This is a genomic window from Kitasatospora sp. CMC57 (assembly GCF_045866025.2).
Classification (GTDB): Bacteria; Actinomycetota; Actinomycetes; order Streptomycetales; family Streptomycetaceae; genus Kitasatospora.
Window position 1 is genome coordinate 33,462 of record NZ_AP035881.2, and the last position, 21,876, is coordinate 55,337.

Below are 21,876 nucleotides of genomic sequence, written 5' to 3' on the forward strand. Positions count from 1 at the left end.
CCTCCCGGGGAGCGGTAGCGGTGCGGGCACCGGCTGGGCCGGTGGTGGTGAGGGCAGCGTGCGAGTTGTCTTTGCGTATACGCAGGGACAACTGGCGGGTGTCCGTCGTTTGAGTGAACTGTCCTGGTGCGGGAAGTTGTTGGTGTGCTACTCCGCACAGAAGCTGCCGTGGTCGGTGGCGCTGTTGGCAGGGCGGGCGGTGGGAACGGGGGTAGTCGTGGACGGGGGTTGGCAGCCGGAAGCGTGGTGGGTGCCGTCCAAGCCGGAGCCGCTGCGGGTGCGGTTCGTCGCCTACGAGTCCACCTCGTCGTACCTGTGGCGGCTGGCCGGGGCCAACGGCCGCAACCCCGACGACCTCCTGCAGGACGTAGGGGAAGGTGATCCCGGCCGGAAGGCTCTCGCCCCATCCCTGGCCGAGGTCTACCTCAGCCGTCCGGCGCTCGAGCGATTGTCGGTCCTGGCGGGCTGCGCCCCGCACACTCTGCAGCGGGCACTGCCGAACCTCAGGGAACCTCTTCTGCTGCCCGGACACCGGCCTCGGTGGCATTGGCCGTGGGCACCGCAGGCCGGCTCGCTGGTGCGGGCCTGCCCGTTGTGCGCCGCCTCTCGCGGGGCCGGCGGTGGAGTGTGGCTGGCCTGGCCCGATCCGTGGAAGGTCTGCCTGAGGCACCGCCGGTGGACGGATGGCACTCGCGACGATGCGCGCGGTTCGTTCGATCTGACGCCGGTACCGGAGGTGCTGCGCGCGCACCGGTACCGGCTGTTGCTGGAGTGCCGGTTCGGGCCGGGCGGCGCGGCGCTGGTCGCCGACGCGTTCGCGATCGTCGGCTGGTGGTGGCGCCAGGCGCCGCAGGCACCTTTGTGGCGCCTGCGCGAGCAGCGCGCGGGCCTTGGGAGCGGTGCGGTTAGTACGGCTCCGCTGCTGGTCTATCCGGAGGCGGCTGCCCTCGCGCGGGTTCTGCTGGGATTCGAGCGGGAACGCCGTTCGGTGCTCGAGGGTGGCTGGGATGACGGCCGCGGCAGGGAGGCCGGCGAGAGCAGGCGGGCGGCGCTGTTGTACCGACTGGAGGTGCTGGCCAGCCTGGCGGGGGTGGATGCGGCTGTGGGGCGGGTACCGGTCGTGGAGTGGCTATCCCGTCATCATCGTCTTGTCCGCGAGGCGGCGAGCCCGGTACTGCTCGGCGCGGGGCCCCGCCGGGGACCGGTGCGTTGCGCCGTGCACGCGGACGACGCTCCTCACACCTCCGTCGATGCCCGCTCATGTCTGCCGTGGCAGTGGACCAACCTGCACGAACGTATCTGACTCCTTGGTCGGCGCCCGGGTCATGTGCTGACCGGCCGTCATGTCACCGGTCCGCTGGCCTCCTTCCGTCCTTACCTCTCTCCGAGTGGCTTGGCAAGGACTCGGGGCACGAATGTCGCCCGTTCGTGTGGCAACGGTAGCTGGCACTGCGGGCTGCGCCGTCCGGCGGCGATTGTGGGTGAGCACGTTTCGCAACCGACTGTCCCGAGGAGGCCGCGTGTTGGAGATTTCCGTCGCCTACCTCGATGCGCGAGGGCGTCTTCGCGAGGTGCCCGCTGCCGAGGCAGGCGATCTGCCGGTCGAGGAACTCCCGCACGTCGCTCCTCCTGTCGCCCACCGGGGACGACGCGGCTTCGTCACGGACGCTTGGGTGTCCAGGACCGGGAAGGTCATTGCCTGCGGTTCGCTGCGCCAGCAGCAGGTCGCCGCCGGACTCGACCGGGATCCGGGCATCGCCGCGTTCAGTGTGTGCCCGGTGGAACTGCGCTGGGACGAGCACGGCCGACGCCGTGCCCTGCGACCCGACTTCGCCGTCCGCCGACGCTCCGGCGAGCGACTCCTGCTCGCGGTGGAGCCGCAGGCACCCGGCAACGCCTGGCGGCGCCAGGAGCAGGTCCTGAAAGAGACCGTCCAGCGGACAGGTTGGGAGCTGGGCATCACCACCCCTCCCACCGGCGTGCCGCTGGCCAACCAGCGGCTGCTGTTCAGCGCGCGCGACCCCCGCCGACGCGATCCGCACGCCGTGGAGATGCTGTTGTCCGCGTTCGCCTGTCCCCGTCCCATCGAGGACGGCGCCGCAGGCTGCGGACTGCCCCGTCTGGCAGCGGTGGAACTCGCCCATCACCTGATCTGGCGTCAACTGCTAGAGATCGACTGGCACGAACCTCTTCTGCCGACCTCCCTGGCCTGGGCGAGCGGAGTGCGCTCATGAGCCGGGCACCACGGATCAGGGCATCGCAGCCGCCGGGCACCGGCCCGGGCCTGAGTCTGGGCGACACCGTGCGGTTCGGCGGCCACACCTACACGGTCAGCGTCCTGCAGGGCCACCGGGTGTCGATGGAGCCCCGGGAAGAAGGCGTGGATGCGGTCACCTGCCTGCTCGCGACAGTTGTCGCAGCTGGCGACTTCGCGGTCTTGGATCGGCTTGACCATCCTCAGGAGCTCCACCAACTTCCCTACCGTAAAGGCGAGTTCGAAGCCCTCCCCGCCCATGTGCGCAGCCAGGCACTGGAATGGGAGCACCACGTCAAACAGGTCCTGCACCGGCAGAGCCCGAACGTCCCGGCCACCACCGCGCCGTGGCCCGAGTACGATCCCGCGCTGCACACCCTGCAGGAGCGCTACGAAGCCAAGGCCCGGCAGTTGCGGGCGCTGGGCCGCGACGTCTCCGCCGCGACGGTCGAGCGCAGGTGCCGGGCATGGCGCGCTCAAGGGGTGATGGGCTTGGTCGACGGCCGCAGGACCCGCGGCGCCTCCCCGTACGGGCGCACCGATCCGCGGGTGGTGGCGCTGCTGTGGGATGTGCTGGATGCCGAGGCGAAGAGCGGGGAGTCCGCCGGCACGGCGCAGCGCCTGTGGGAGCGGTTGGAGGGTGCCGTGGACGAGCGCTACCGGCGGGAGCTCGACGATCCGCTCGAGCGGGCGCGGCTGCGAGTGCCGCGCTCGACGTTCTACAAGCTGCTGCAGCGCCTGGGGATTTCCGTGGACGACGTGGCCGGGCCGACCGCTCGCCGCGTGGCCGGGCACAACCGGCCGGCACCCCCGTACACGCCCACAGTGGCGCGGGTTCCGGGCGAGCTGGTGCAGATCGACACCACCGGGCTGGACATCCTCGCCATCGGCGATGACGGGCGGCCCACGCCCGTCGAGGCGACCATCGCGATCGACATCGCCACCCGGAGCATCATCGGTGAGATGATCGTCCCCCGGCAGACCGGCGACGGGCCGCGCGGAGCCCGGCTGGGCGGGCGGGCCACACGGGCCTTGGACGCGGTCTTCACCATCGCCCAAGCGCTGGCTCCGGTACCGGGCAGGCCCGGCTGGTCACCACTGACCCTGATGGACGGCTCCGACCTGCCCTATGAGGAACTGCTGGCGACCGACCCGCGGATGGAAGGGGCGGCCGCGCGGCCGGTGATCCGGCCCCAGACCGTGGTGATCGACCACGGCCGCGTCTACACCGGCAGCGTCTTCTCCTCCGCCTGCGCAGAACTGGGTATCGAGGTCCGTCATGCCCGCACCCGCACCCCCACCGACAAGGCGGTCGTGGAGCGCGCCATGCGCACCATCAAGACGAAGTTCAGCCAGCACGTCGCCGGTCACACCGCCCGCAAGCTCGAACTGCGCGGCAAAGGTGTCGACAAGCAGCCGTTGTGGACGGTCAACCAGCTCCAGGAGATGTTCAGTGAGTGGGTGACCCTCCAATGGCAGCAGACGCCGCAGGGCGGGCTGCGCAGCCCCTACACTCCGGGTCTGATTCTGGCTCCGAATCAGATGTACGCCGCTGCCGTCTCGCTGGCCGGCTACCGGGCACTACCGCAGACTCCAGGCGACAACCGCAAGCTGCTGCCGGCGCAGTGGGTGACGGTCACCCGCAAGGGCTTCCAGATCAACAACCGCACCTACAGTCTCGGTGACGCACTCATCCCTTTCCGCAGGCCTTCCGGGATCACGGGGCGCCGCGGCAAGTGGGAGGCCCGTTACAACCCTTACGAGCCGGATGTCGCCTGGCTGTACAACCATCGGGCCGAGGAGGGCCAGGACCCGTGGGTGGAGGTGCCGTTCGTCTTCCGCCGGCTCATCGACGACCCGTGGACCGAGCGCGTGTGGGAGCAGGCCACCGCCGCCCACGTCGCGGCGGGTGGCAGCATCCGCGACGAGAGGGCGATCGCCCGCGCCGTCAACGAGTTGCGTGAGCGTGCCCGGCGAGGCCACGCACCCGCCCGCACCGTGGTGCCGGCCTCGTTCCAGGGACGCAAGCTCGAGACCGCCGCACCACGGCGCGAACCGCTGGGGGATCTCCCCGCCATCAACCCGGCCACCATCACGCCCTACCGCAGCCTCGATGGGCCCGCAGCGGACCTGTTCGTCGATCCGCATCCCCCGAAGAAGGCCGCGCACCCGCCGGACGACGTCCTCGCTGCCCTCGACTGGGACATCAGCGGTCTCGACGGCTTTCCCCCCTACGGTCCCGAGGACCTCGGACCGGACGAAGGCAGGGCAGAGCAATGAGTGCCGCCTCCACGGACCAGGCCGCGCTCAGCCCGGGCCGGGCACCAGGGGCCGTCACCGAACCAGAGCTGATGACCATCCGCTCCGGCTGGGACGCCGGCGTGCGCTGCCCGGTGGTGGCGCCAGACCTGCAGGACTGCGCCCCCGCCGGTACCAAACTGGGCGAGGACGACCCGAGGGTGCTCTACCACGCCTCGCTCGGTCTGGTCGCCACGCCTGACGTCGAGCGTGGGCTGAAGGTGGCCAGGCGCCTGCTGCGGGTCAACCGGGGATGCGTCCAAGCACGCGTCCATGGCGCCGTCGACGGTGAACGCGGCACCGGCAAGACCGCCCTGGCACACCTGATCGGCCGCGGCCACCAGGGCCGCATCGAGCAGCTGTACGGCATCGACCCCAACCGCATCCCCGTCATCTGCGTCAACGCACCGCCCAGCCGCGACGACGCCGTGAACTGGTCCGCCCAGATCGCCGTGTTCCTCGGCTGGGACCTCTACCGCAGGGACGTCGACGGCAAGGCCCTCCTGCGGATGAAGGACTGGACCGGGCCGGTGGTCCACGTCATGCGCGCCTCCAGAACCCGCCTGATCCTGGTCGACGGCGTCGACCGGCTCCGCAACAGCGACATCCAGCCGACCTTCGACTTCTTCGACTTCCTGGCCGCCGAGATCGGACTGACCGTGTTCTGGTGCGGCACGGGCGCGCGGGAGATCCTGCACGAAGCCCGCGGCGAACGCAGCCCCGCACTCCCCCGCCCCACCGACACCCGGCACACCCCCACACCGCGGAACTCCGTCCCGACACTGTGGGTCAACCCCCTTCCCTACAGCGAGGTTTGGGGACGAACCCTGCACGGCTTCGACGAGAAGCTGCGGCTGCACCACCACAAGAGGCAGGGCCTGCTCGAACATGCTGCGCTCCTGTACCGCATGACCGAAGGGCGCATGGAGCACCTCGCGCCTCTGATCTCGATGGCCGCGCAGATCGCCATCGAGGACGGCACAGAAGCCATCACCGCGGAAACCCTCGAAGAGGCCGCCGACTTCCTCGACCACCCCACCTTCGAGGCATAACCCCCAACTCCCGGCCGCACCACCCGAAAGAACCCACGCCATGACCACCTGGACGATCGACACCACCCGCATCCCGCTGAACGACCACCACGCTCCCCTGCACCTGCTACTGGCGGTCGACGAAGCCACCGGCGCCATCACCATGGCCCGCCTCATCGACCAACCCAACGACACCACCGTGGCCCGGGCGCTCACCGAAACCCTCGAGAGCCGGCCCACCCCCAACGCCATCGCCATCGACCACAACCGCGCCCTCCGCGACCACCCCGACTCCGCGCTGCGCTCCACCTGCAGCACACGGGGTATCAGACTCACCGCCGCCCGAGCCCTCACGCCGTGCAGCAAAGCCATCGCCGAACGCGCCCTGCGCGCGGTGCTGCGCCACCTGTCCGACGCCCGCACCCGCCCGGCGCTCGACGCACTGCTCCCCCGCGCCGTCGACGCCTACCACCGCCAACTCAGCGCCGCCTGAACCGGCTCGGGGCGGCCCTGCCTGCCCCTTTGCCCGGTCTTCTCCACCAGCCCGGCCCACTGCGAGAGACAAGCATCATGGCAGCCCCCGCCCGTACCGCCCCTTTCCCCCCGGAAGCCGCGCCGTTGTGGGAGCGCCCTCTCGCCCCCCACTACGGGTACCTGAGCACGGTCACCACCATCGACGGGGTGTTCGTCGACCGCCGCGACGTCATCGACCTCGCCACCGGCACCACCCTGTGGGAGCTGCCGTGGGACCCGTCCGACCGCGACGTTCTCGACCTCCCCTGCCAGAACCTCCTCGCCGGGTGCGGAGCGTTCGGGGAGGACCTCGTCGTCCTCGCGCCCCGGCCCGACAAGCACTTCAAGGCCACCGGCTGCGACCCGCGGACCGGGCAGACTCGCTGGCACACGCCCCGCACCCGCATCGACCCGTTCCTGTGGAGCGACCACGCTGGCAAGGAGCCCTACCTCGCCGCAGGCGGCGGGATAGACATGATTGACTCCGAGTGCTGGGGCAGAATCGACCCGCGCGGGGACCGGATCCGTTGGAACACCCCGCTCGACACCCCTGCCGCAGCAACCGCGCCCGACATCACCCCGGCGGACACCCTGATCGGCATCGCCGACGACGCCTGGCTCTCCTCTCAGATCGCCGGCCTCGACTCCCGTACGGGCCAGGTCAGGTGGCGGGCCGACGATCCAGGACGGGCCCTGATCGGGGTCGGCAGCTCCCACGTCGTGACAATGCACTTCTGGGACACCTATGGCCAACCCCTGTGCCCTGGGCACTTCGTCGAGGTCGGCGACGCGAACAGCTTCCACGCGAGGAAGCCGAGCGCCTGCGGGGCTTGCCAGGCCTACGTCGCCGTACGGGTCCTGGATCGCGCCACCGGGCGGATCCGCTGGCAGCACACCTGGCAGTCAGCCAGCGGAAGCGTGGACTGGTCCATCGGCCTGGACTTCACCAGCAGCGCGACCCAAGGCGCCGCCGCCGTCTGCGGCGACGTCCTTGTCACCGGCGAGGGCGAGCACCTGCGCGGCTACCGCCTCAGCGACGGGGCGCCCATGTGGACCTCGCCACTCTCGGAGGTGATCCGCCTCGACATCGGGCGTACCAACCTCATCTTCCCCCGCCTCGGCACCCACCAGCGTTGGCTGCCGATCGACGTAGGAGCCGGCCCCGGCACCACTAGCCTTCTTGTCCACGCAGAAACCGGCCGCATCATCACGATGGACCGTCAGGTCTGGACAGTCATCGACCACACCGCCCTCACCCGCGATAGCCGCCGGATGCGCGCCTGCTCCCTGCCCATTCTGTGAGAGCCATGGCAGGCCCGTACTGCGTTCCGATTCCCAGGACCAGCTGTCGGCCGCACTCCGAAACAGCCCGAGCCGTATGCGGGTCCGCACCCGGCCCTGTCCCGCCAGGCCTGCCGATCCGCCGACCCGAACCGGCGCCAACCCGAACCGGCGCGGCCCGGGCCGTCGACCCGGAGCCGGGGCGCTTCCCGGCTCCGGGTCAACGGTTCACTCCTGCGGCCTTCTTGAAGGCGGCATTGCGCCGCCTCTGCTCCCCAACGGTGTTGTTCGCTCCGGTGAGCGTCTTCGCAATGGCGCGCGCCTGGGCCGGCAGCGGTTCAACTGCCCGTCCCAGCGCCTGAGCGCTGGAGTCGTCCGCGCATCGGTGGACCAGCGGGGCAAAGTCGGCAGCGAATGTCGACGGCACGGTCTGGGGGTGTGCCGTGGCGAGAGTCCGGATCATGTCAGCGGCCCGGCCCAGGGCCTCCCGCCCGTGGGAAGCAGCCTCAATGGCCATGGGCCACAGGGGGGTGGCGTCATTGGACGCTGAAACCGCCTTCTGCGCCGTGTCCCCCTGCCAACTGGTCGCGCCGATCAGTTCCTTGACGAATGATTCGATGGCGGCGGGCGTGCCGGGAGCGTCATGCAGGAGGTCGAGGGTCTGGGTCAGGTTCGCACCCGCCTGCTGCAGTGCCGCCCACAGCACCTCCGCGGGAGCCTCGGCGGCACACTGCGACAGTTCCGGGCAGTGACCGCCTTCGGCTGCCAGCAAGCGAGCGCGCTGGTCATCGTTCAGTGCGGCCCACAGTCGCGGAGCACTCGCCCAAACGGCAAGGTCGTCACTGCCCACCACATGGTCGAGAAGGAACGGTGTCAACTGGGCGGCTCCGTAGGACGCGTGCAGCTCGTTGCGGCCTGATGCCCGTACAGCACGGTCGCGGTGCTCCGGTGCGAGGCCTCCCCAGTTCTGCGCGATCCACACAAGCCACTGGTCACTGACCGCCGGGTGGTCGGCGTATCGGGCGGCGAATCCCGCGGCTGCAGCGGCGTGGTTGTAGTTCATCCACTGCTGGACCTTGGCCAGTGCTGCGGGCAGGCACTCATCCCGCAGCACTGCGTCGTCCATCAGCACGTCCACCGCTGCGGTGAGCTCCAGTGTGAACCGCCCCGGGTTCGGTAGAGATCTCAGGTTGTGGCTGTGACCAGGGGTTTCGTGGTCGACAGGTAGTAGTTTTCCTCGTACTCGACAGGCGGGACGTGGCCTATCTCACCGTGGAGTCGTCGGTGGTTGTACCAGTCGGTCCACTCGGCGGTGGCGAGCTCGACGTGCGAGAGCGTCTTCCAGGGCCGCTGGGGCTTGATCACCTCGGTCTTGTACAAGCCGATGGTGGATTCCATCAGGGCGTTGTCGTAGGCGTCGCCGACGGATCCGATCGAGGCCGCGATATCGGCGGCGTCCAGGTGCTCGGCGAGCCGGAAACTCGTGTACTGCGACCCGGCATCCGAGTGATGTATCAACTCGCCTCGCTGGTGGGGGAATCCGTCGCGGTCGCGCTGCCACAGCGCCATGTCCGGCGCATCCAGGACGAGCCGGGTCTCCTTGGTGGTTGCGGCCGAACAGCCGACGATACGGCGGGAGAAGGTGTCCACGACGAAGGCGACGTAGACGACTCCGGACCAGGTGGCGATGTGCGTGAAGTCGGCGACCCAGCAGCGGTTCGGCGCGCTGGCGACGAAGTTGCGGTCCACGAGGTCCGGGGCGCGTTCGGCGGCCGGGTCCGCGATGGTGGTGATGACCTTCTTGCCGCGCACGGCGCCGGCGATGCCGAGTTCGCGCATCAGCCGCTCGACAGTGCAGCGGGCAACCGTGTGGCCTTGCCGGCCCAGCTCACGCCAGATCTTCCGGGCCCCGTAGACGCGGTAGTTGGCGTTGTAGACCTCCTTGATCAGCGGCTTGAGTTCCTCGTCGCGCACGGTGCGGGCGGCAGGCTGGGCCAGGCGCTTGCGGTGGGCGTAGTAGGTGGAGGGGGCGATGCTGCAGCCGTGCTCGGTCAGCACGCGGCAGATCGGCTCGACGCCGCCGAAGCGGCCCCGGTGCTCGTCGATGAACGCTACGAGCGCAGGTGTGGCCGGTCGAGCTCGGCCGCGAAGAAACTCGCTGCGGCCTTGAGGATCTCGTTGGCGCGCTTGAGCTCGGCGATCTCCTTCTTCATCGCCTTGATCTGCGCGGACTCCTCTGTGGTCGTGCCCGCACGCTGTCCGGAGTCGACCTGGTCGCGCCGGACCCAGTTGCGCAGCGTCTCGGCGGAGCCGATGCCCAGCTTCTCCGCGACGGCCCGCAGCGCGGCCGACTCGTTCGGGTAGTCACCGAGGACCTCGGCGACCATGCGCACCGCACGACGGCGCAGCTCAGGAGGGTAGGAAGAGGGACGTGCCATGACTCGGATCCTTACACGAAATCGAGTCCCCACCGAACCCGGGGCGGTTCAGCGTGCTGTGTGGCTTGGATGGGGATCGCGTCGATGAGACGCCGGGCAAGGACGGAGGCCTGTGCCTGCCCCTGCGGGGTCGACAACACGTGGGGTAGGCCCTGGCGGGCAAACACGCCGGTGGCACTGTCCGCCTCGATCCCCTCGGTGAGCTTGTCCAGCACCCGCGCGGCAGCGGCCTCCATGGCACTGCCGCTGCCGTCCGCCCTGTGCAGAAAACCGATCAGGGTGTTACGCAGAGCGGAGGCGACGGGAACGATAGCCGGGGGCTGGGGGTTCAGCTTGTCGGCCAGGGCCTCGGCGTAGCCGGCCGCGTCCTGTTCGGGCAGCATGTCGAGCAACTGGCGGGTGGTCTGGGCGAGCTCCTCGCTCGAGTCCGCGGTCTCGACGATGGCTTTCACGGTGAGGTCGATGGCGGTGCGGTTGGCCGTATTGACCCAGTTCGGCAGCCAGGAGCGCAGCAGGGATGCGGTCTGGGCCGCCACGGTGTCGTCCTGTTCCTCGGTCAGATGGGTGGCGACGCCGTCGACGAGGTGAACGGCGACGGTGGATGATGCCAGCAGCGTCTGCCCGGGACGCGCCACTGGGCCCCATCCGTCTGCGGGCATGACCACGTGGTGCAGGAGTTCCACGGCGGCACGGCGTAGCTGTCCGGGGACCTGGAGCATGTCGAGCAGTCCGAGTGCGATTCGGCGGTCCCAGCTGTGCCGGTCCGCGCCGTCCAGGACGATCTGCGTGATCATCGGGATCTCCGAGGTGTCGTCCCCATGTGTCGCTCCACCGGCCAGAAGGAAGGCGTAGGCACTGCTCGGCCATGTCTCACGGGCACGCTCGGGCTCCTGCTGCCAGGAGTCGGTCCAGTGGCGCAGGTCTTCTGCGTCGCCATCGCCGGCGAGCGTCTCGAAGTATCCGTCCAGGACAGGTGCCAGGTCCGGACCGTGAGGGCTGTGGACGAGGTCGAGAAGGACAGCAGCCCAGGCCCGACGCCGGTCGCCGCTCTCAGGGGCCTGGCGCAACTCGGCTCGCAGCGCAGAGTGGTTGGAAGAGGATCCAAGAGCCAGGAGTACCGCGATATCGACGGCCTCGAGTGGTGTGGTCAGCGCACCGCGAAGGCGGATGGCAGTGTCCGCGAGTCGGGTCGCCTCATCTGCGCTCAGGGCTGCCTGCTGCTGGCCGAGTCCTCGGACCACGGTGACAAGAGTGTTGTCCAGTGCCAGCCCACGCCGGGCGTTCGTGAGAGTGATCTCAGCGGCCTGGAGCACACGCAGGCGGCCGTCCGGCTGCTGCAGACGTGCGGCGAAGCCCGGGACATTTCGGCTTCGAAGTTCTTCCCGGATGGCACGGGCGGTCTCGCCACCCAGGTGACGGCTGTCCGGCTCCGACCCCAGTGCCAGCAGGGGGCCGAGCAGCGGTGCACGGTGCGGGCGGGTGAATGGACCGACAGTACGCAGGTACACCAGTGCGGAATGAGTCTCGTAGTCGAGGCTCGAGTCGTCGGCCTGCTCGGTCCGCGCCGAAACGAGGTAGGGGGCAAGGAGTGGGTCCGGATCGCTCAGCTTCCCGTCGGCCGCAGTGGCGTCGTCCAGGAGGTGCAAGAGGTCGCGTTCCCGCTGCACGTCATCGAACATGCCCCGGAAGTCGTACTGCAGAACCGTCAACCTCGCCAACTCCAGCGGGTAGCCGGTTACTTCACCCTTGGCGATGCGGGCAGCGGCCCCAGCGGGTGCCGACTCGCGGCGTTCAGCCAGACGGTAGTGCGCAAGGAATCCGTTCAGAAGGCGGATCACGTGCCGGGGATCGCGCACCCCGTCGTGAATGAGCACGTCGAGTACGGTGTCGAGGAGGGCCGTGCCCGGCACCTTCCGGATGATCGGATGGGACTCGAGCAGCTTTCCCGCGTACTCACGCATGTCGAGTCCGAGGTGCTCAGGCAACGAAATCCGCACCGTAAACAACTTGTTGAGGTACTCGTCCGCTGCCTGTTCCAACGCCCGGCGCTTGGCAGCGCCAGTCTTGTGCTCACCGTCCTTGCTCTCCGCCGCCCCGGACAGCGCGGAGCCAGTCGGCCGGTGGGCCAACCCGGGCCTCACCCCGATGATGGCTTCACGCACGACAGCTTCATCGCAGGACAGCAGGAACACCGGCGGCCTGTCGAGGTGGGCGCCCACCAGCAGAAGGCTGCGCACTGTCGACAGGGCCTCCAGCACGTCACTGGCCGCCAGCCGGTCGATGTCGTCGATAGCGACGACAACACGGCAGTTGACACGCTTGATCAGCCTCAGGAAAGCCTGCTCCAACTCGTCAGCGGTGTCCGCTCTCGGAGTGCTGAGAGTGATGTCGTAGCCCTTCAGGAAGTTCTGCGCGGCCTCCTTCGCGGCTACGATCAGCGCCCCCGCCACCGCCCCACTCAACAAGAACCCAACCGGGCCGGCGGAACCCGCAGCGGTGAACCACACCCACGCCTTCACCTCCGGCCAGCCGCCCGCGAAGTGGGCCACCCCCACAACCGCCGCACCCAGCAACCAGGCCAGCAGGCTCAACATCACCATCCAGGCGATCCCCTGCAGCACCGCAAAGACGTACTTCTTCCAGCCGCCTTTGCCGTCTTCCTTCACGACGTTCTTCATGACCTGCTGCTGGGCGCCTTCAAGCCCGGCCCGAAGTCCCTGCTGTTCCGCAGGCGTAAGCGCCCCCGTCCGCCGGGCCTCGTCGATCAACCCGTAGAGAAGGCCACGGCCGCGCGCCACTCCGCTGTGCCGCTCGGCGCTGACGTGCAGAACAGCCCACCGCTGGTTCGACCCCAGCTCCTCCCGCAAAAGCCGCACCACCGAAGACTTGCCCGTGCCGTAGCCGCCCAACAAACCGATCGCCAGTGAATGACGGGAGACACGCACAATGTCCGCGATCTCCCTGGCGACCGAGGCATGGTCGAACTGATCGGCAGCATGGGTCTCGATCGAGACATCCTCGACGATCCACGACTCGCTCTGACTCACGTGGCACCCCTCGCATCCAGCACTCGCGGTGCCGTGATCGTACGGCCTACGGCAGACACCAACGCTGACCACTGCACCGCTCCGACACCACCACGGACCTAGGCAGTCTCGATGCACCTGCAGAAATCCCATAAAACCTGCAGGACCGCTGACACCCCCTCAACTACCTGCAGTGTTACGGAGTCAGCGCGGAGACGAGACCTGCAGAACACCCGAAATGTCCGTCTCGCTGTACCTGCAGCAGCTCAGGTCACCGCAGATACAGATCATGCAACCTCAACGAGACGGGACAATGCGGTGGCCCCGGTCAAACAGCCAGAACGAAGCAAGGGACACCTCGTCCCCGGGCAGCCACACGACAGAATCGTGGAGCTGCCTCAGCACCTGAGCCAGCGCGAAGTCCTCGGGCCTGTCACCAAGCACCATCGTGGCCTGCGCCGGCTGGTAACCCCGTCGTACCTGGACACAAAGGCCGGCTTGGTGAGACATCATCGCGAGCGCGTCCGGTCCTGCAGCGGGGTGGAAATCACCCAGAAGCGGCGACTCGTCTCGCCGGGCAGCCGCTTCCAGCCACTGTCGGGACTCAACGAGGCCTTCGAGCAGGGTCTCCTGCACTCCGACATGCATCGCGTAGGCGAGAGAAGCGGCTGTGGTGACGAGCGACTTCGGAACGCCGATCAGCGGCGCGGTCGCCACCGATGCCAGAGGTGTCAGGGAGTGATCGTCATCGGCGTCGAACAAGTGGTGCACATGAAGAAAGTCCTCTCGCTGGTTGACAGCAAGACGCGAGCGCAGTGCAGTAGCAGCCGCCTCGGCCTCCGCCACGACAGGGGCGTTCCAGGACTCCTTCCGCACCGACCGCTCAAACTCCTCCCGAGCTGCCTCATCAGGAATGACATGCCGGGCAAGGAGCCCCTCGATGAGTCCCGGGGTGATCTCATCAGCCGTATCCCAGGATGGCACGTACGGCACGACATGGTCCGACTGCAGTCGGGCCAGGCACCGCTGCAGCGCCGGATGTTCGATCGCTTCGGCGGGCAGGACCACACTGCCGCTGCACCCCCACACCTTCGACAACCGGGCGAGCGCAGCCGCCGCCCACCGCACCCAGTCGTCACCCTGCGGGGCAACGACGACCAGCCGCGGTGGTCTCGCGGCGTACGAAAGCGGAAGGAACGTCAACGGCTGCTCAGACACCCGCCGAGTCTCCCAGACACCCACCGCCCCACCCCTCAACAACGATCGAATCTGCGCAGGGATTTCTCGCTGACCTGCCCCTCGCCCTACGCAGCCATTGCTGCTGAGTCCTCAGGCCCGGGCCCGTCAAGCCGGCCACCGGCATAGGAATCTGCATCAACATGTCACTGGTTGACATCTCCTGATGTCACCACACATCTGCACCGCGGTGACACTCACTACTTTCTCCACCCCGGACGCCACCACCCCTGGAGAGCGGTGACACCAACCGATCCCCCAGTGACAACAAACCGCAGATTCGCAGTCACCGGCCGCTGCTTCGCACCGTGAATCCACGGGCCGCAGAAGTGAAGTACGGCCGCCTTGGAGAGCAGCCCGGCGGGCGGCACGATCGGTGGAATTCTGGGCGGTCCACGAATTCGTACGGCGGCGGGCCGTCAGCAGTGAATGCGCGGGCTGACACCGGGGCGAGGAGCGCATCGCCGGGCACCGGGCAAGGAGGCGGACCGGCGGGCTGGGCGCAGCGGCGGGCAGACGGGCCGGGGACGGCCACCAGGAGCAGCGGGCCCGGACGGCGGCCGGACCCCACCACCCGGTCGGTCCTCCTGGCCCTCCAGCTCCACCTGGCCCTCACACGGGCGGCCTGCGGCCGCGAGAGGGGTGCCGGCCTGGCGGCCGCACCGGTGGGTGGCCGGGAGCCGGGGCCTGACGGCCCCGCAGCAGGCCGGCGACCGGCGCGGTGGCGGCCTACGGCCCCCCGGGGCGGGGTGGCGCCTGACAGGCCGCCAGCACCCTCCCGCCCGGCCCGGCCTGACGGAGCGGCAGCACGGTTACGCCGGGCCTGGCCTGACGGCCCGACAGCAGCAGCCGGGGCCACCGGCAGCCCGGCACCGGCACCCGGGCGGCGGGCCTGACCCGTCTAAACGAAGTTTGACGAGTCTCAGCGGAGTTTGACCGACTCCTGCGGCCGAGCGCTTCCGCTGGCGGGTTGAGCGTTCGGCGTCGGATGCTGGGCCACGTCGTCGGCGTAGCTGGCACGTGGTGGTGTGGGCACTGGTTACGCCGAGACCGTCCGCGTCCAGTTCGTCCGGCCGGGGGTCCCGGCGCGCAGCCCGTCCGGAGGCGGCCAGGTCGCCACCAGGTCCTGGTGGCCGGCGAAACGCGCGCCGGGGACGGTGGCTTGCACCGGTTCGCCGTTCAGCCAGCAGATCTGCCAGGTGACGCTCTCGGTGTCGAGCAGACAGCAGATCCCTCCGCTGGCGGCGGTCAGCGCGGTGAAAACCTCCCGGATGCTGGCGGACCGCTCGAACGCCTGGCTCATGCCCGTCGTGGCCGCTGTGAAGCGCAGTGACACGTAGCCGGGGTGCCACCAGGACGTGAACTCGACTGCGAGGTAGATGTATCCGACCGCCAGCCTGCCGTGCTCGTCGCGTTCCCCTCGGACGGTCTCGGCGAACTCGCGCATCGCGTCGTCGTCGACGCCGAACATGAGCGTGGTGTCGAGGTGCAGTGTGCTGCCGTCCGAGCAGTCGACCTGGTCGGTTTTGAAGTTCGAGGTGAACGGGAGGAGCAGCTGGTCGCCCCCCCGGCAGGGCCACCGTCGTCTGCGGCAGTCGACGCGTCCTCGGCGCAAGCCCAGCGAGTTCGGTCAACGCCCTGACGACGTTCTGGGCGGGGACGACGATCTCGTAGCAGTAGTCGATACCCACACACTCCACCTCTCCGCTTAACGAACCGAACCGTCCCACAACACGCCCGCCCTGGCCAGGGAATTCCTCCCCGCCACGACAGCCGACTACGAGAGTCCCCACCCTCGAAGCTCGCTCCCCCTGGACTCGATCAACCCTCGATGAGACAGATCCACGCCGGTCAAACTTCGATGAGACACGTCAAACTAACTTGAGACTGTCAGTGTCCTCTGACAGGCGATCGTGACCGATTGACAGGTGATCTTGACTGCCGGACCGAGAGTGCCCGGGCACGCAGGTGCTGGTGCGGGATCGAGGTCAGCAGTACGTCTCGATGAAGAGGAGAACGCGGCCGTCGTCCGCGGTGAACTCGTACGCCTCGTGGACCGGCAGGTCGGCCGCACCGAGCCAGGCTCGCGCTTTGAGCCAGGCAGCCGGCCGCTCGGTCTCCGTCAGGAAGCGGGGAAGCCACCATCCGACCTCGTCGTCGTAGGACGTTCCCATCGACATAACGTCGGCCTCGACTGCGAGCCGCTTGGCCCGGCGAGGGTCCAGCGGCCCGCGGGCGAGCCGCCAGTAGGTGCCGCCGGCATCGGTGAAACCGCGGGCTGCCACGGGCGGGTCGACGTATGAGGCGCCAGGCTCCTCCTCCGCTGGTGGCGTCAGGGCCGCGACCATGTCGGCAAGGGTCACCGCGCGCTTCTGCTTCTTCGACACCGCCACAGCATGCCAGGCCTACTGCTGGTGACCACTAGTCAAGATCACTTGGCAATCGGTCAAGATCGCCTGTCAGAGGACAGTCAGGACCGCCGCGAGGCCGTGTCCCACACCCTGTCCCAACCCGGACCGAAAACGCTCCCACCTGCGGATACGGCCTGAGACCGTCCCAGCAAAACGGACATAACCGGCACGGTGAGACACCGGTGGGACAAGCCCTGAGACACCCCTGTCCCACCCCGGGAAGAAGCCAGCCACCACACCGCCAGGACAACCGGCCAGGCACAGCAGCAGTGCGGGCGGTCCAGGGACGGGCCCGGCCCGGACCGGCTCGACCGGGACGGGAGGAGCACCGCGGGCCCCCTGTCGCGGCTGTCGCGGACCAGCCCGGCACGGGGGAACCGGCCCTCCCCCGCACGTCACCGACGCGACCCCCCGTTACCGTCTTCGTGGCCCCGCAACGGGGCTCCCGGCCTCCGGACCGGCATGACTGTTCCCCCTTGTAGTTCGCATGATCCGGGGGGGGTGGTGTCACCGGGCCGGAGGCATCGGTAGACCGCTGATAGGGGCAGGACCACCAGCGTGCTGGGAGGCTCTTCGTAACGTGGATGCCGGCGACTGATGCCACGCCAACGAGGCCGGGACAGCACAACCTCGTAAGGGATCAGTGTGATCGACACCAGCGACGTGGATGTCTTCCTGGGCCTGGACGTCGGCAAGGGCGAGCACCACGGAACCGCGGTGACCCGGTCCGGCAAGCGGGTCTTCGACAAGCGGCTGCCGAACAGCGAACCCAAGCTGCGGGCCGTGCTCGACAAGCTCATCGCCAAAACGGCACCGTCCTGGTCGTCGTCGACCAGCCCGCCTGCATCGGCGCCCTGCCCTTGGCGGTCGCACGGGACGCCGGCTGCCGTGTCGCCTACCTGCCCGGTCTGACGATGCGCCGCATCGCCGACCTCTACCCGGGCGAGGCCAAGACCGATGCCCGCGATGCCTTCATCATTGCGGACGCCGCCCGCACCATGCCCCACACCCTGCGCGCCATCGAGCTCACCGACGAGACCGTCGCCGAACTGGAGATGATCGTCGGCTTCGACGATGACCTCGCCGGCGAAGCAACCCGCATCGCCAACCGCCTGCGCGGTCTGCTCACCCAGATCCACCCACACTTGGAGCGCGTGCTGGGACCGCGACTGGACCACCCGGCGGTCCTCGCCCTGCTGGAGCGGTTCGGCTCACCGGCCGCTCTGCGCAAAGCCGGACGCCGCCGACTGCACAGCACCGCCCGGCCCTTGGCCCCGCGCATGTTCGAGCGCCTGATCGAGGACCTCCTCACCGCGCTCGACGAACAGACCGTGGTCGTCCCAGGCACCGAGGCGGCCGCGCTGATCGTGCCCAGCCTGGCCGGCTCGCTGCGGGCCGTCCTCGACCAGCGCAAGCTCCTGGAGAAGCGGATCCAGGAACTGCTGGACGAGCACCCGCTGTCACAGATCCTGACCTCGATGCCTGGCATAGGCACCAGGACCGGCGCCCGGGTCCTGATCGACGTGGGCGACGCGAGCGCGTTCCCGACCGCCGCCCACCTGGCCTCCTACGCCGGTCTCGCCCCCGCGCCCCGCAGCTCCGGCTCCTCTATACGCGGCGAGCAACCCTCCCGCCGGGGCAACAAGCAGCTGAAACGGGCGTTCTTCCTGGCCGCGTTCGCCTCACTCAGCGACCCGGCGTCCCGTGCCTATTACGACAAGAAGATCAGCCAGGGCAAACGACACACCCAGGCGCTCCTCTGCCTGGCCAGACGCCGGGTCGACGTCATATTCGCCATGCTCCGCGACGGCACGCGTCCAGCAGTAGCGTCATGAGCAGGCATGACGCCGGACCAGCGGTGCAGAGCGGGCGGCCGAGAAGCACGACGACGGCCACGGCGCAGCCACAGCAGGCCGAGCCGGGTCGAGGACGGCAGGTGGACCGGCAGCTCCGGTGATGGTCAGCCGACGGTCGGTGCGGTGAAGGCCTGCGGGGGGCCGAAGTCCTTGAAGATGACGGTGTTGAGCGCCTTGTAGGTCTTCGTCGCGAAGCGCTGCTCGTAGCGGGTCAGACGGCCGTCCTGGTCGATCCACAGGTCGCAGTCGAAGCCGTTGACTCCCTTCTGCGCCATCGAGCGGGCCACCCGCGAGTCGATGACGGCCAGCTCCTCCGGGTCGAAGCGGCCGGTCAGGTGGACGGTGGCGACGCCCTCGCGTGTCTCCGCGCCCCTGAGCGCGGCCGCACCTCGCCCGGCCAGCGCCCGGGCATAGACCCGGAAGTCCGACACGGTGGCGTCCGCCTCGCGGGGCTGCTCGAACCACGGGCCCTTCTTCCCCAGGTCCCGGCCGTAGGCGGCGCTCTCCGTCATGATCGACTCGTAGTGCACCAGGGGCCCGTCCCCGTCCGGATCGCTGGCACGTACCTCGACCCGCGCGCTGAGTTTCTCACCGAAGTTCATCTGCCCGAAGGCGCTGATGATGCCATCGCCGTCCATCTCGGTGGTCATGGTGATCCCAGCCGAATACGGCTTCGCGTCCGACTTCGCCAGGGCCATGACGGGGTCGAAGGCCGGGGTCGCGGCTGGCCCCGTCGACACCGCTGGCGACCCCGGCGCCGGCGGCTGGGTCGCCCGGGTGGAGGAGACGGCCGGGGCCGATCCCGTCGCACTGGAGCAAGCAGCCATCCCGGCAAGGGCGACAGCGGCGACGATGGTGAGCAGGTGATGGCGGCGACGAGCCCGCACGGGTTCCCCCAGGTGAGACGTGGTGCAAGGAGCGCCGAAGCCTCTCACACCGCCGTGCGTCCTCGAACACCAGGCACGCACCGGAAACGACCCGGGCAGACCGGCAGCAGCGGCTTGGGCGTCGGGCGGGCGGCCGGGCGGGCCCGCCACCGGGAAGCGGAAGGGCGGCCAACCGCCGGTGCAGGACAACAGCCTGACGCAGCGCCAGATCCGGCGACCCCGGCGGGCGATGGGAACGACGACCAGGACCACGACGGCCAGGACCACGAGGACGACGGGCTGGCGCAGCACGAGGCGACGGCGGACAGCTCCCCACCCGCGAGGACGGCCCGGGACGACGAGCTGGCCCAGACAATTCCACCCACGAATCCGACGACCGCCGTAGCCGACCAAACCGGCGGAAACCTCAGCCCAATCCGGCAGCGGAAAACGGCACCGAAACCGGCGGCATTTTCCGGCGGCATTTCCGACGGACCGTCAATTCGAGAAAACCCCCAGGCAAGGACCCCGCTCCCGGCCGCCCGACCAACCCCGAACGGCCCGGCCACCGACCACCGACCACCGACAGTCACCGAAACCCGACCGCCCCACAGCACCCTCGACGGACGGACCGGCCCCCGTACGACAGCCAGGATTGGTCTACTCGAAGCCGGATCAGACGCCCAGAACGCCGTTAGGTCACGGCACGGAACGGAACCCAGGGTGGCCGCCCGCAGTTCCGTCACACCCGTGGCGGTCTCGTCCTGCTCGGCCTGCAGTCGCCGCAGAAGTTCGGTGACGTTCATGCGGCCAGCTCCACTGTGTCGCGCCAGGCGGGGCTGGGGGTGGTGAACCGCCCCGGGTTCGGTAGAGATCTCAGGTTGTGGCTGTGACCAGGGGTTTCGTGGTCGACAGGTAGTAGTTTTCCTCGTGCTCGACAGGCGGGACGTGGCCTATCTCACCGTGGAGTCGTCGGTGGTTGTACCAGTCGGTCCACTCGGCGGTGGCGAGCTCGACGTGCGAGAGCGTCTTCCAGGGCCGCTGGGGCTTGATCACCTCGGTCTTGTACAAGCCGATGGTGGATTCCATCAGGGCGTTGTCGTAGGCGTCGCCGACGGATCCGATCGAGGCTGCGATATCGGCGGCGTCCAGGTGCTCGGCGAGCCGGAAGCTCGTGTACTGCGACCCGGCATCCGAGTGATGTATCAACTCGCCTCGCTGGTGGGGGAATCCGTCGCGGTCGCGCTGCCACAGTGCCATGTCCGGCGCATCCAGGACGAGCCGGGTCTCCTTGGTGGTTGCGGCCGACCAGCCGACGATACGGCGGGAGAAGGTGTCCACGACGAAGGCGACGTAGACGACTCCGGACCAGGACTGCACGTAGGTGAAGTCCGCGACCCAGACCCGGTTCGGGGCGGAGGCGACGAACTGCCGCTTGAGCCGGTCCGGGGCCCGCTGGACATGCCGGTCCTCGTCCGGGACCGTAGTGGTGACCTTCTTGCCCCGCAGGGCTCCTGACAGGCCCTCAGCCTTCATCAGCCGCTCGACGGTGCAGCGCGCCACGTCGGTGCGGCCGGCCCGCTTGAGGGCGGCCCACATCTTGCGGACCCCGTAGACGTCGTAGTTCTCGCGGTGGATCCGCTTGATGACCTCGGTCAGCTCCGCGTCGCGCACGGCCCGCGCGGAGGGCTTGCTCTTCTTGTGGGCGTAGTAGGTGGACGGGTGGATGCTGCAGTCGTGCTCGGTGAGGATCCTGCAGATCGGCTCGACTCCGCCGAAGCGGCCCCGGTGCTCGTCGATGAACGCTACGAGCGCAGGTGTGGCCGGTCGAGCTCGGCCGCGAAGAAACTCGCCGCGGACTTGAGGATCTCGTTGGCGCGCTTGAGCTCGGCGATCTCCTTCTTCATCGCCTTGATCTGCGCGGACTCCTCCGTGGTCGTGCCCGCACGCTGTCCGGAGTCGACCTGGTCGCGCCGGACCCAGTTGCGCAGCGTCTCGGCGGAGCCGATGCCCAGCTTCTCCGCGACGGCCCGCAGCGCGGCCGACTCGTTCGGGTAGTCACCGAGGACCTCGGCGACCATGCGCACCGCACGACGGCGCAGCTCAGGAGGGTAGGAAGAGGGACGTGCCATGACTCGAATCCTTACACGAAATCGAGTCCCCACCGAACCCGGGGCGGTTCATCCGCCCGGGCCAGCGCCACCCGCTCACGCCGCTCCAACACCCCCAGCACCGACGGCATCCGCCACCTCCAACCACGCCCCACGCCGACACGACGCTCCGAGCATGCCTACCGAGCGACGGCCACACACCTCACCTGGGAAAACGTGACCCTACCTTCGGTTTGGGAATCGCTTCTCAGGCCCGTCGCCTGCCAACGCCAGCGAGGCGGCGGTCGCGGCGGCTGCGGCGCATGGAGGCGGTGAACGTGAACACGCAGGTGGTCATGATCACGAGGCCGACGACCAGGAAGACCTGTTCGGCGTTTGGTACGCGGGTGAGGCCGAAGGCGAAGGCGGCGAGCGCCGCACAAATGCCGAGGCCCACCCACCGCAGCCGTCGTCCGCTGACGTTTCCGTCAAACGACCCGAGGGTCCCCTCCGCGTAGAAGCGCGGAGGGGACCCTCGCATGTACAGGCTGTCGAATTCTTCATAAGGGAATGACG

16 protein-coding genes and 1 pseudogene are annotated in these 21,876 nt (G+C 69.0%); 8 read left to right on the forward strand and 9 right to left on the reverse strand.

Translation table 11 applies throughout. The annotated features are described in order from the left end of the window. Nucleotides 1-109 precede the first annotated feature (109 nt). From ACKUU6_RS00140 to ACKUU6_RS00165, 6 genes are all read left to right on the forward strand, one after another. Complete coding sequence (locus ACKUU6_RS00140) at nucleotides 110-1,303, forward strand: TniQ family protein (RefSeq protein ID WP_407986259.1); 1,194 nt, start codon at nucleotides 110-112, stop codon at nucleotides 1,301-1,303. A 217-nt stretch (nucleotides 1,304-1,520) separates the two neighbouring features. Further along, entirely contained in the window at nucleotides 1,521-2,234 is a 714-nt protein-coding gene (locus ACKUU6_RS00145) for a hypothetical protein (protein WP_407986260.1), read from the forward strand. Then, the gene (locus ACKUU6_RS00150) at nucleotides 2,231-4,534 is read left to right on the forward strand and encodes a hypothetical protein (protein WP_407986261.1); all 2,304 of its coding nucleotides are present in this window, start codon (nucleotides 2,231-2,233) and stop codon (nucleotides 4,532-4,534) included. Before ACKUU6_RS00145 ends, ACKUU6_RS00150 begins: the two co-directional genes overlap by 4 nt. Next, nucleotides 4,531-5,604, forward strand: coding sequence for an AAA family ATPase (locus ACKUU6_RS00155; RefSeq protein WP_407986262.1), 1,074 nt, complete (start codon nucleotides 4,531-4,533; stop codon nucleotides 5,602-5,604). Before ACKUU6_RS00150 ends, ACKUU6_RS00155 begins: the two co-directional genes overlap by 4 nt. Nucleotides 5,605-5,644: 40 nt before the next feature. Next, nucleotides 5,645-6,076, forward strand: a complete 432-nt coding sequence (locus tag ACKUU6_RS00160) for a DDE-type integrase/transposase/recombinase (protein ID WP_407986263.1) — start codon at nucleotides 5,645-5,647, stop codon at nucleotides 6,074-6,076. 77 nt (nucleotides 6,077-6,153) lie between these two features. Then, on the forward strand, nucleotides 6,154-7,398 hold the full coding sequence (locus ACKUU6_RS00165; RefSeq protein ID WP_408649618.1) for a PQQ-binding-like beta-propeller repeat protein: 1,245 nt from the start codon (nucleotides 6,154-6,156) through the stop codon (nucleotides 7,396-7,398). Nucleotides 7,399-7,597: 199 nt separating this feature from the next. Here ACKUU6_RS00165 and ACKUU6_RS00170 read toward each other — a convergent pair whose 3' ends face one another. The 6 genes from ACKUU6_RS00170 to ACKUU6_RS00195 form a co-directional block, all read right to left on the reverse strand. Beyond that, complete coding sequence (locus tag ACKUU6_RS00170; RefSeq protein ID WP_407986265.1) at nucleotides 7,598-8,503, reverse strand: hypothetical protein; 906 nt, start codon at nucleotides 8,501-8,503, stop codon at nucleotides 7,598-7,600. A 59-nt stretch (nucleotides 8,504-8,562) separates the two neighbouring features. Continuing rightward, nucleotides 8,563-9,815 (reverse strand): IS3 family transposase gene (locus ACKUU6_RS00175; protein WP_407986266.1). Its coding sequence is split into 2 segments (ribosomal slippage): nucleotides 8,563-9,533 and nucleotides 9,533-9,815, totalling 1,254 coding nucleotides; the frame shifts between segments, so codons are not numbered across the junction. Nucleotides 9,816-9,826: 11 nt separating this feature from the next. Further along, nucleotides 9,827-12,862: a P-loop NTPase fold protein gene (locus ACKUU6_RS00180; protein WP_407986267.1), complete on the reverse strand. Its 3,036-nt coding sequence runs from the start codon at nucleotides 12,860-12,862 to the stop codon at nucleotides 9,827-9,829. A 276-nt stretch (nucleotides 12,863-13,138) separates the two neighbouring features. After that, nucleotides 13,139-14,059, reverse strand: coding sequence for a hypothetical protein (locus tag ACKUU6_RS00185; protein ID WP_407986268.1), 921 nt, complete (start codon nucleotides 14,057-14,059; stop codon nucleotides 13,139-13,141). A 1,057-nt stretch (nucleotides 14,060-15,116) separates the two neighbouring features. Further along, nucleotides 15,117-15,692: a hypothetical protein gene (locus tag ACKUU6_RS00190; RefSeq protein ID WP_407986269.1), complete on the reverse strand. Its 576-nt coding sequence runs from the start codon at nucleotides 15,690-15,692 to the stop codon at nucleotides 15,117-15,119. Between the two features lie 373 nt (nucleotides 15,693-16,065). Then, nucleotides 16,066-16,464: a hypothetical protein gene (locus ACKUU6_RS00195; protein ID WP_407986270.1), complete on the reverse strand. Its 399-nt coding sequence runs from the start codon at nucleotides 16,462-16,464 to the stop codon at nucleotides 16,066-16,068. 672 nt (nucleotides 16,465-17,136) lie between these two features. Between ACKUU6_RS00195 and ACKUU6_RS00200 the strand changes: the two are divergent. Further along, nucleotides 17,137-18,323: pseudogene (locus tag ACKUU6_RS00200) on the forward strand (IS110 family transposase). A gap of 125 nt (nucleotides 18,324-18,448) precedes the next feature. Here the strand turns inward: ACKUU6_RS00200 and ACKUU6_RS00205 are convergent. Further along, nucleotides 18,449-18,994: a hypothetical protein gene (locus ACKUU6_RS00205; protein ID WP_407986271.1), complete on the reverse strand. Its 546-nt coding sequence runs from the start codon at nucleotides 18,992-18,994 to the stop codon at nucleotides 18,449-18,451. Nucleotide 18,995: 1 nt separating this feature from the next. On the opposite strand from ACKUU6_RS00205, the gene ACKUU6_RS00210 reads away from it, so the two are divergent. Further along, a complete protein-coding gene (locus tag ACKUU6_RS00210; RefSeq protein WP_407986272.1) occupies nucleotides 18,996-19,211 on the forward strand; it encodes a hypothetical protein in 216 nt (71 codons plus the stop codon). 875 nt (nucleotides 19,212-20,086) lie between these two features. Here the strand turns inward: ACKUU6_RS00210 and ACKUU6_RS00215 are convergent. After that, nucleotides 20,087-21,342, reverse strand: a protein-coding gene (locus ACKUU6_RS00215; RefSeq protein WP_407986273.1) for an IS3 family transposase whose coding sequence is annotated in 2 segments (ribosomal slippage) — nucleotides 20,087-21,060 and nucleotides 21,060-21,342 — 1,257 coding nt in all. Because the reading frame shifts where the segments join, the coding sequence is not laid out codon by codon here. Between the two features lie 226 nt (nucleotides 21,343-21,568). After that, complete coding sequence (locus ACKUU6_RS00220) at nucleotides 21,569-21,757, reverse strand: hypothetical protein (RefSeq protein WP_407986275.1); 189 nt, start codon at nucleotides 21,755-21,757, stop codon at nucleotides 21,569-21,571. Nucleotides 21,758-21,876: the final 119 nt, after the last annotated feature.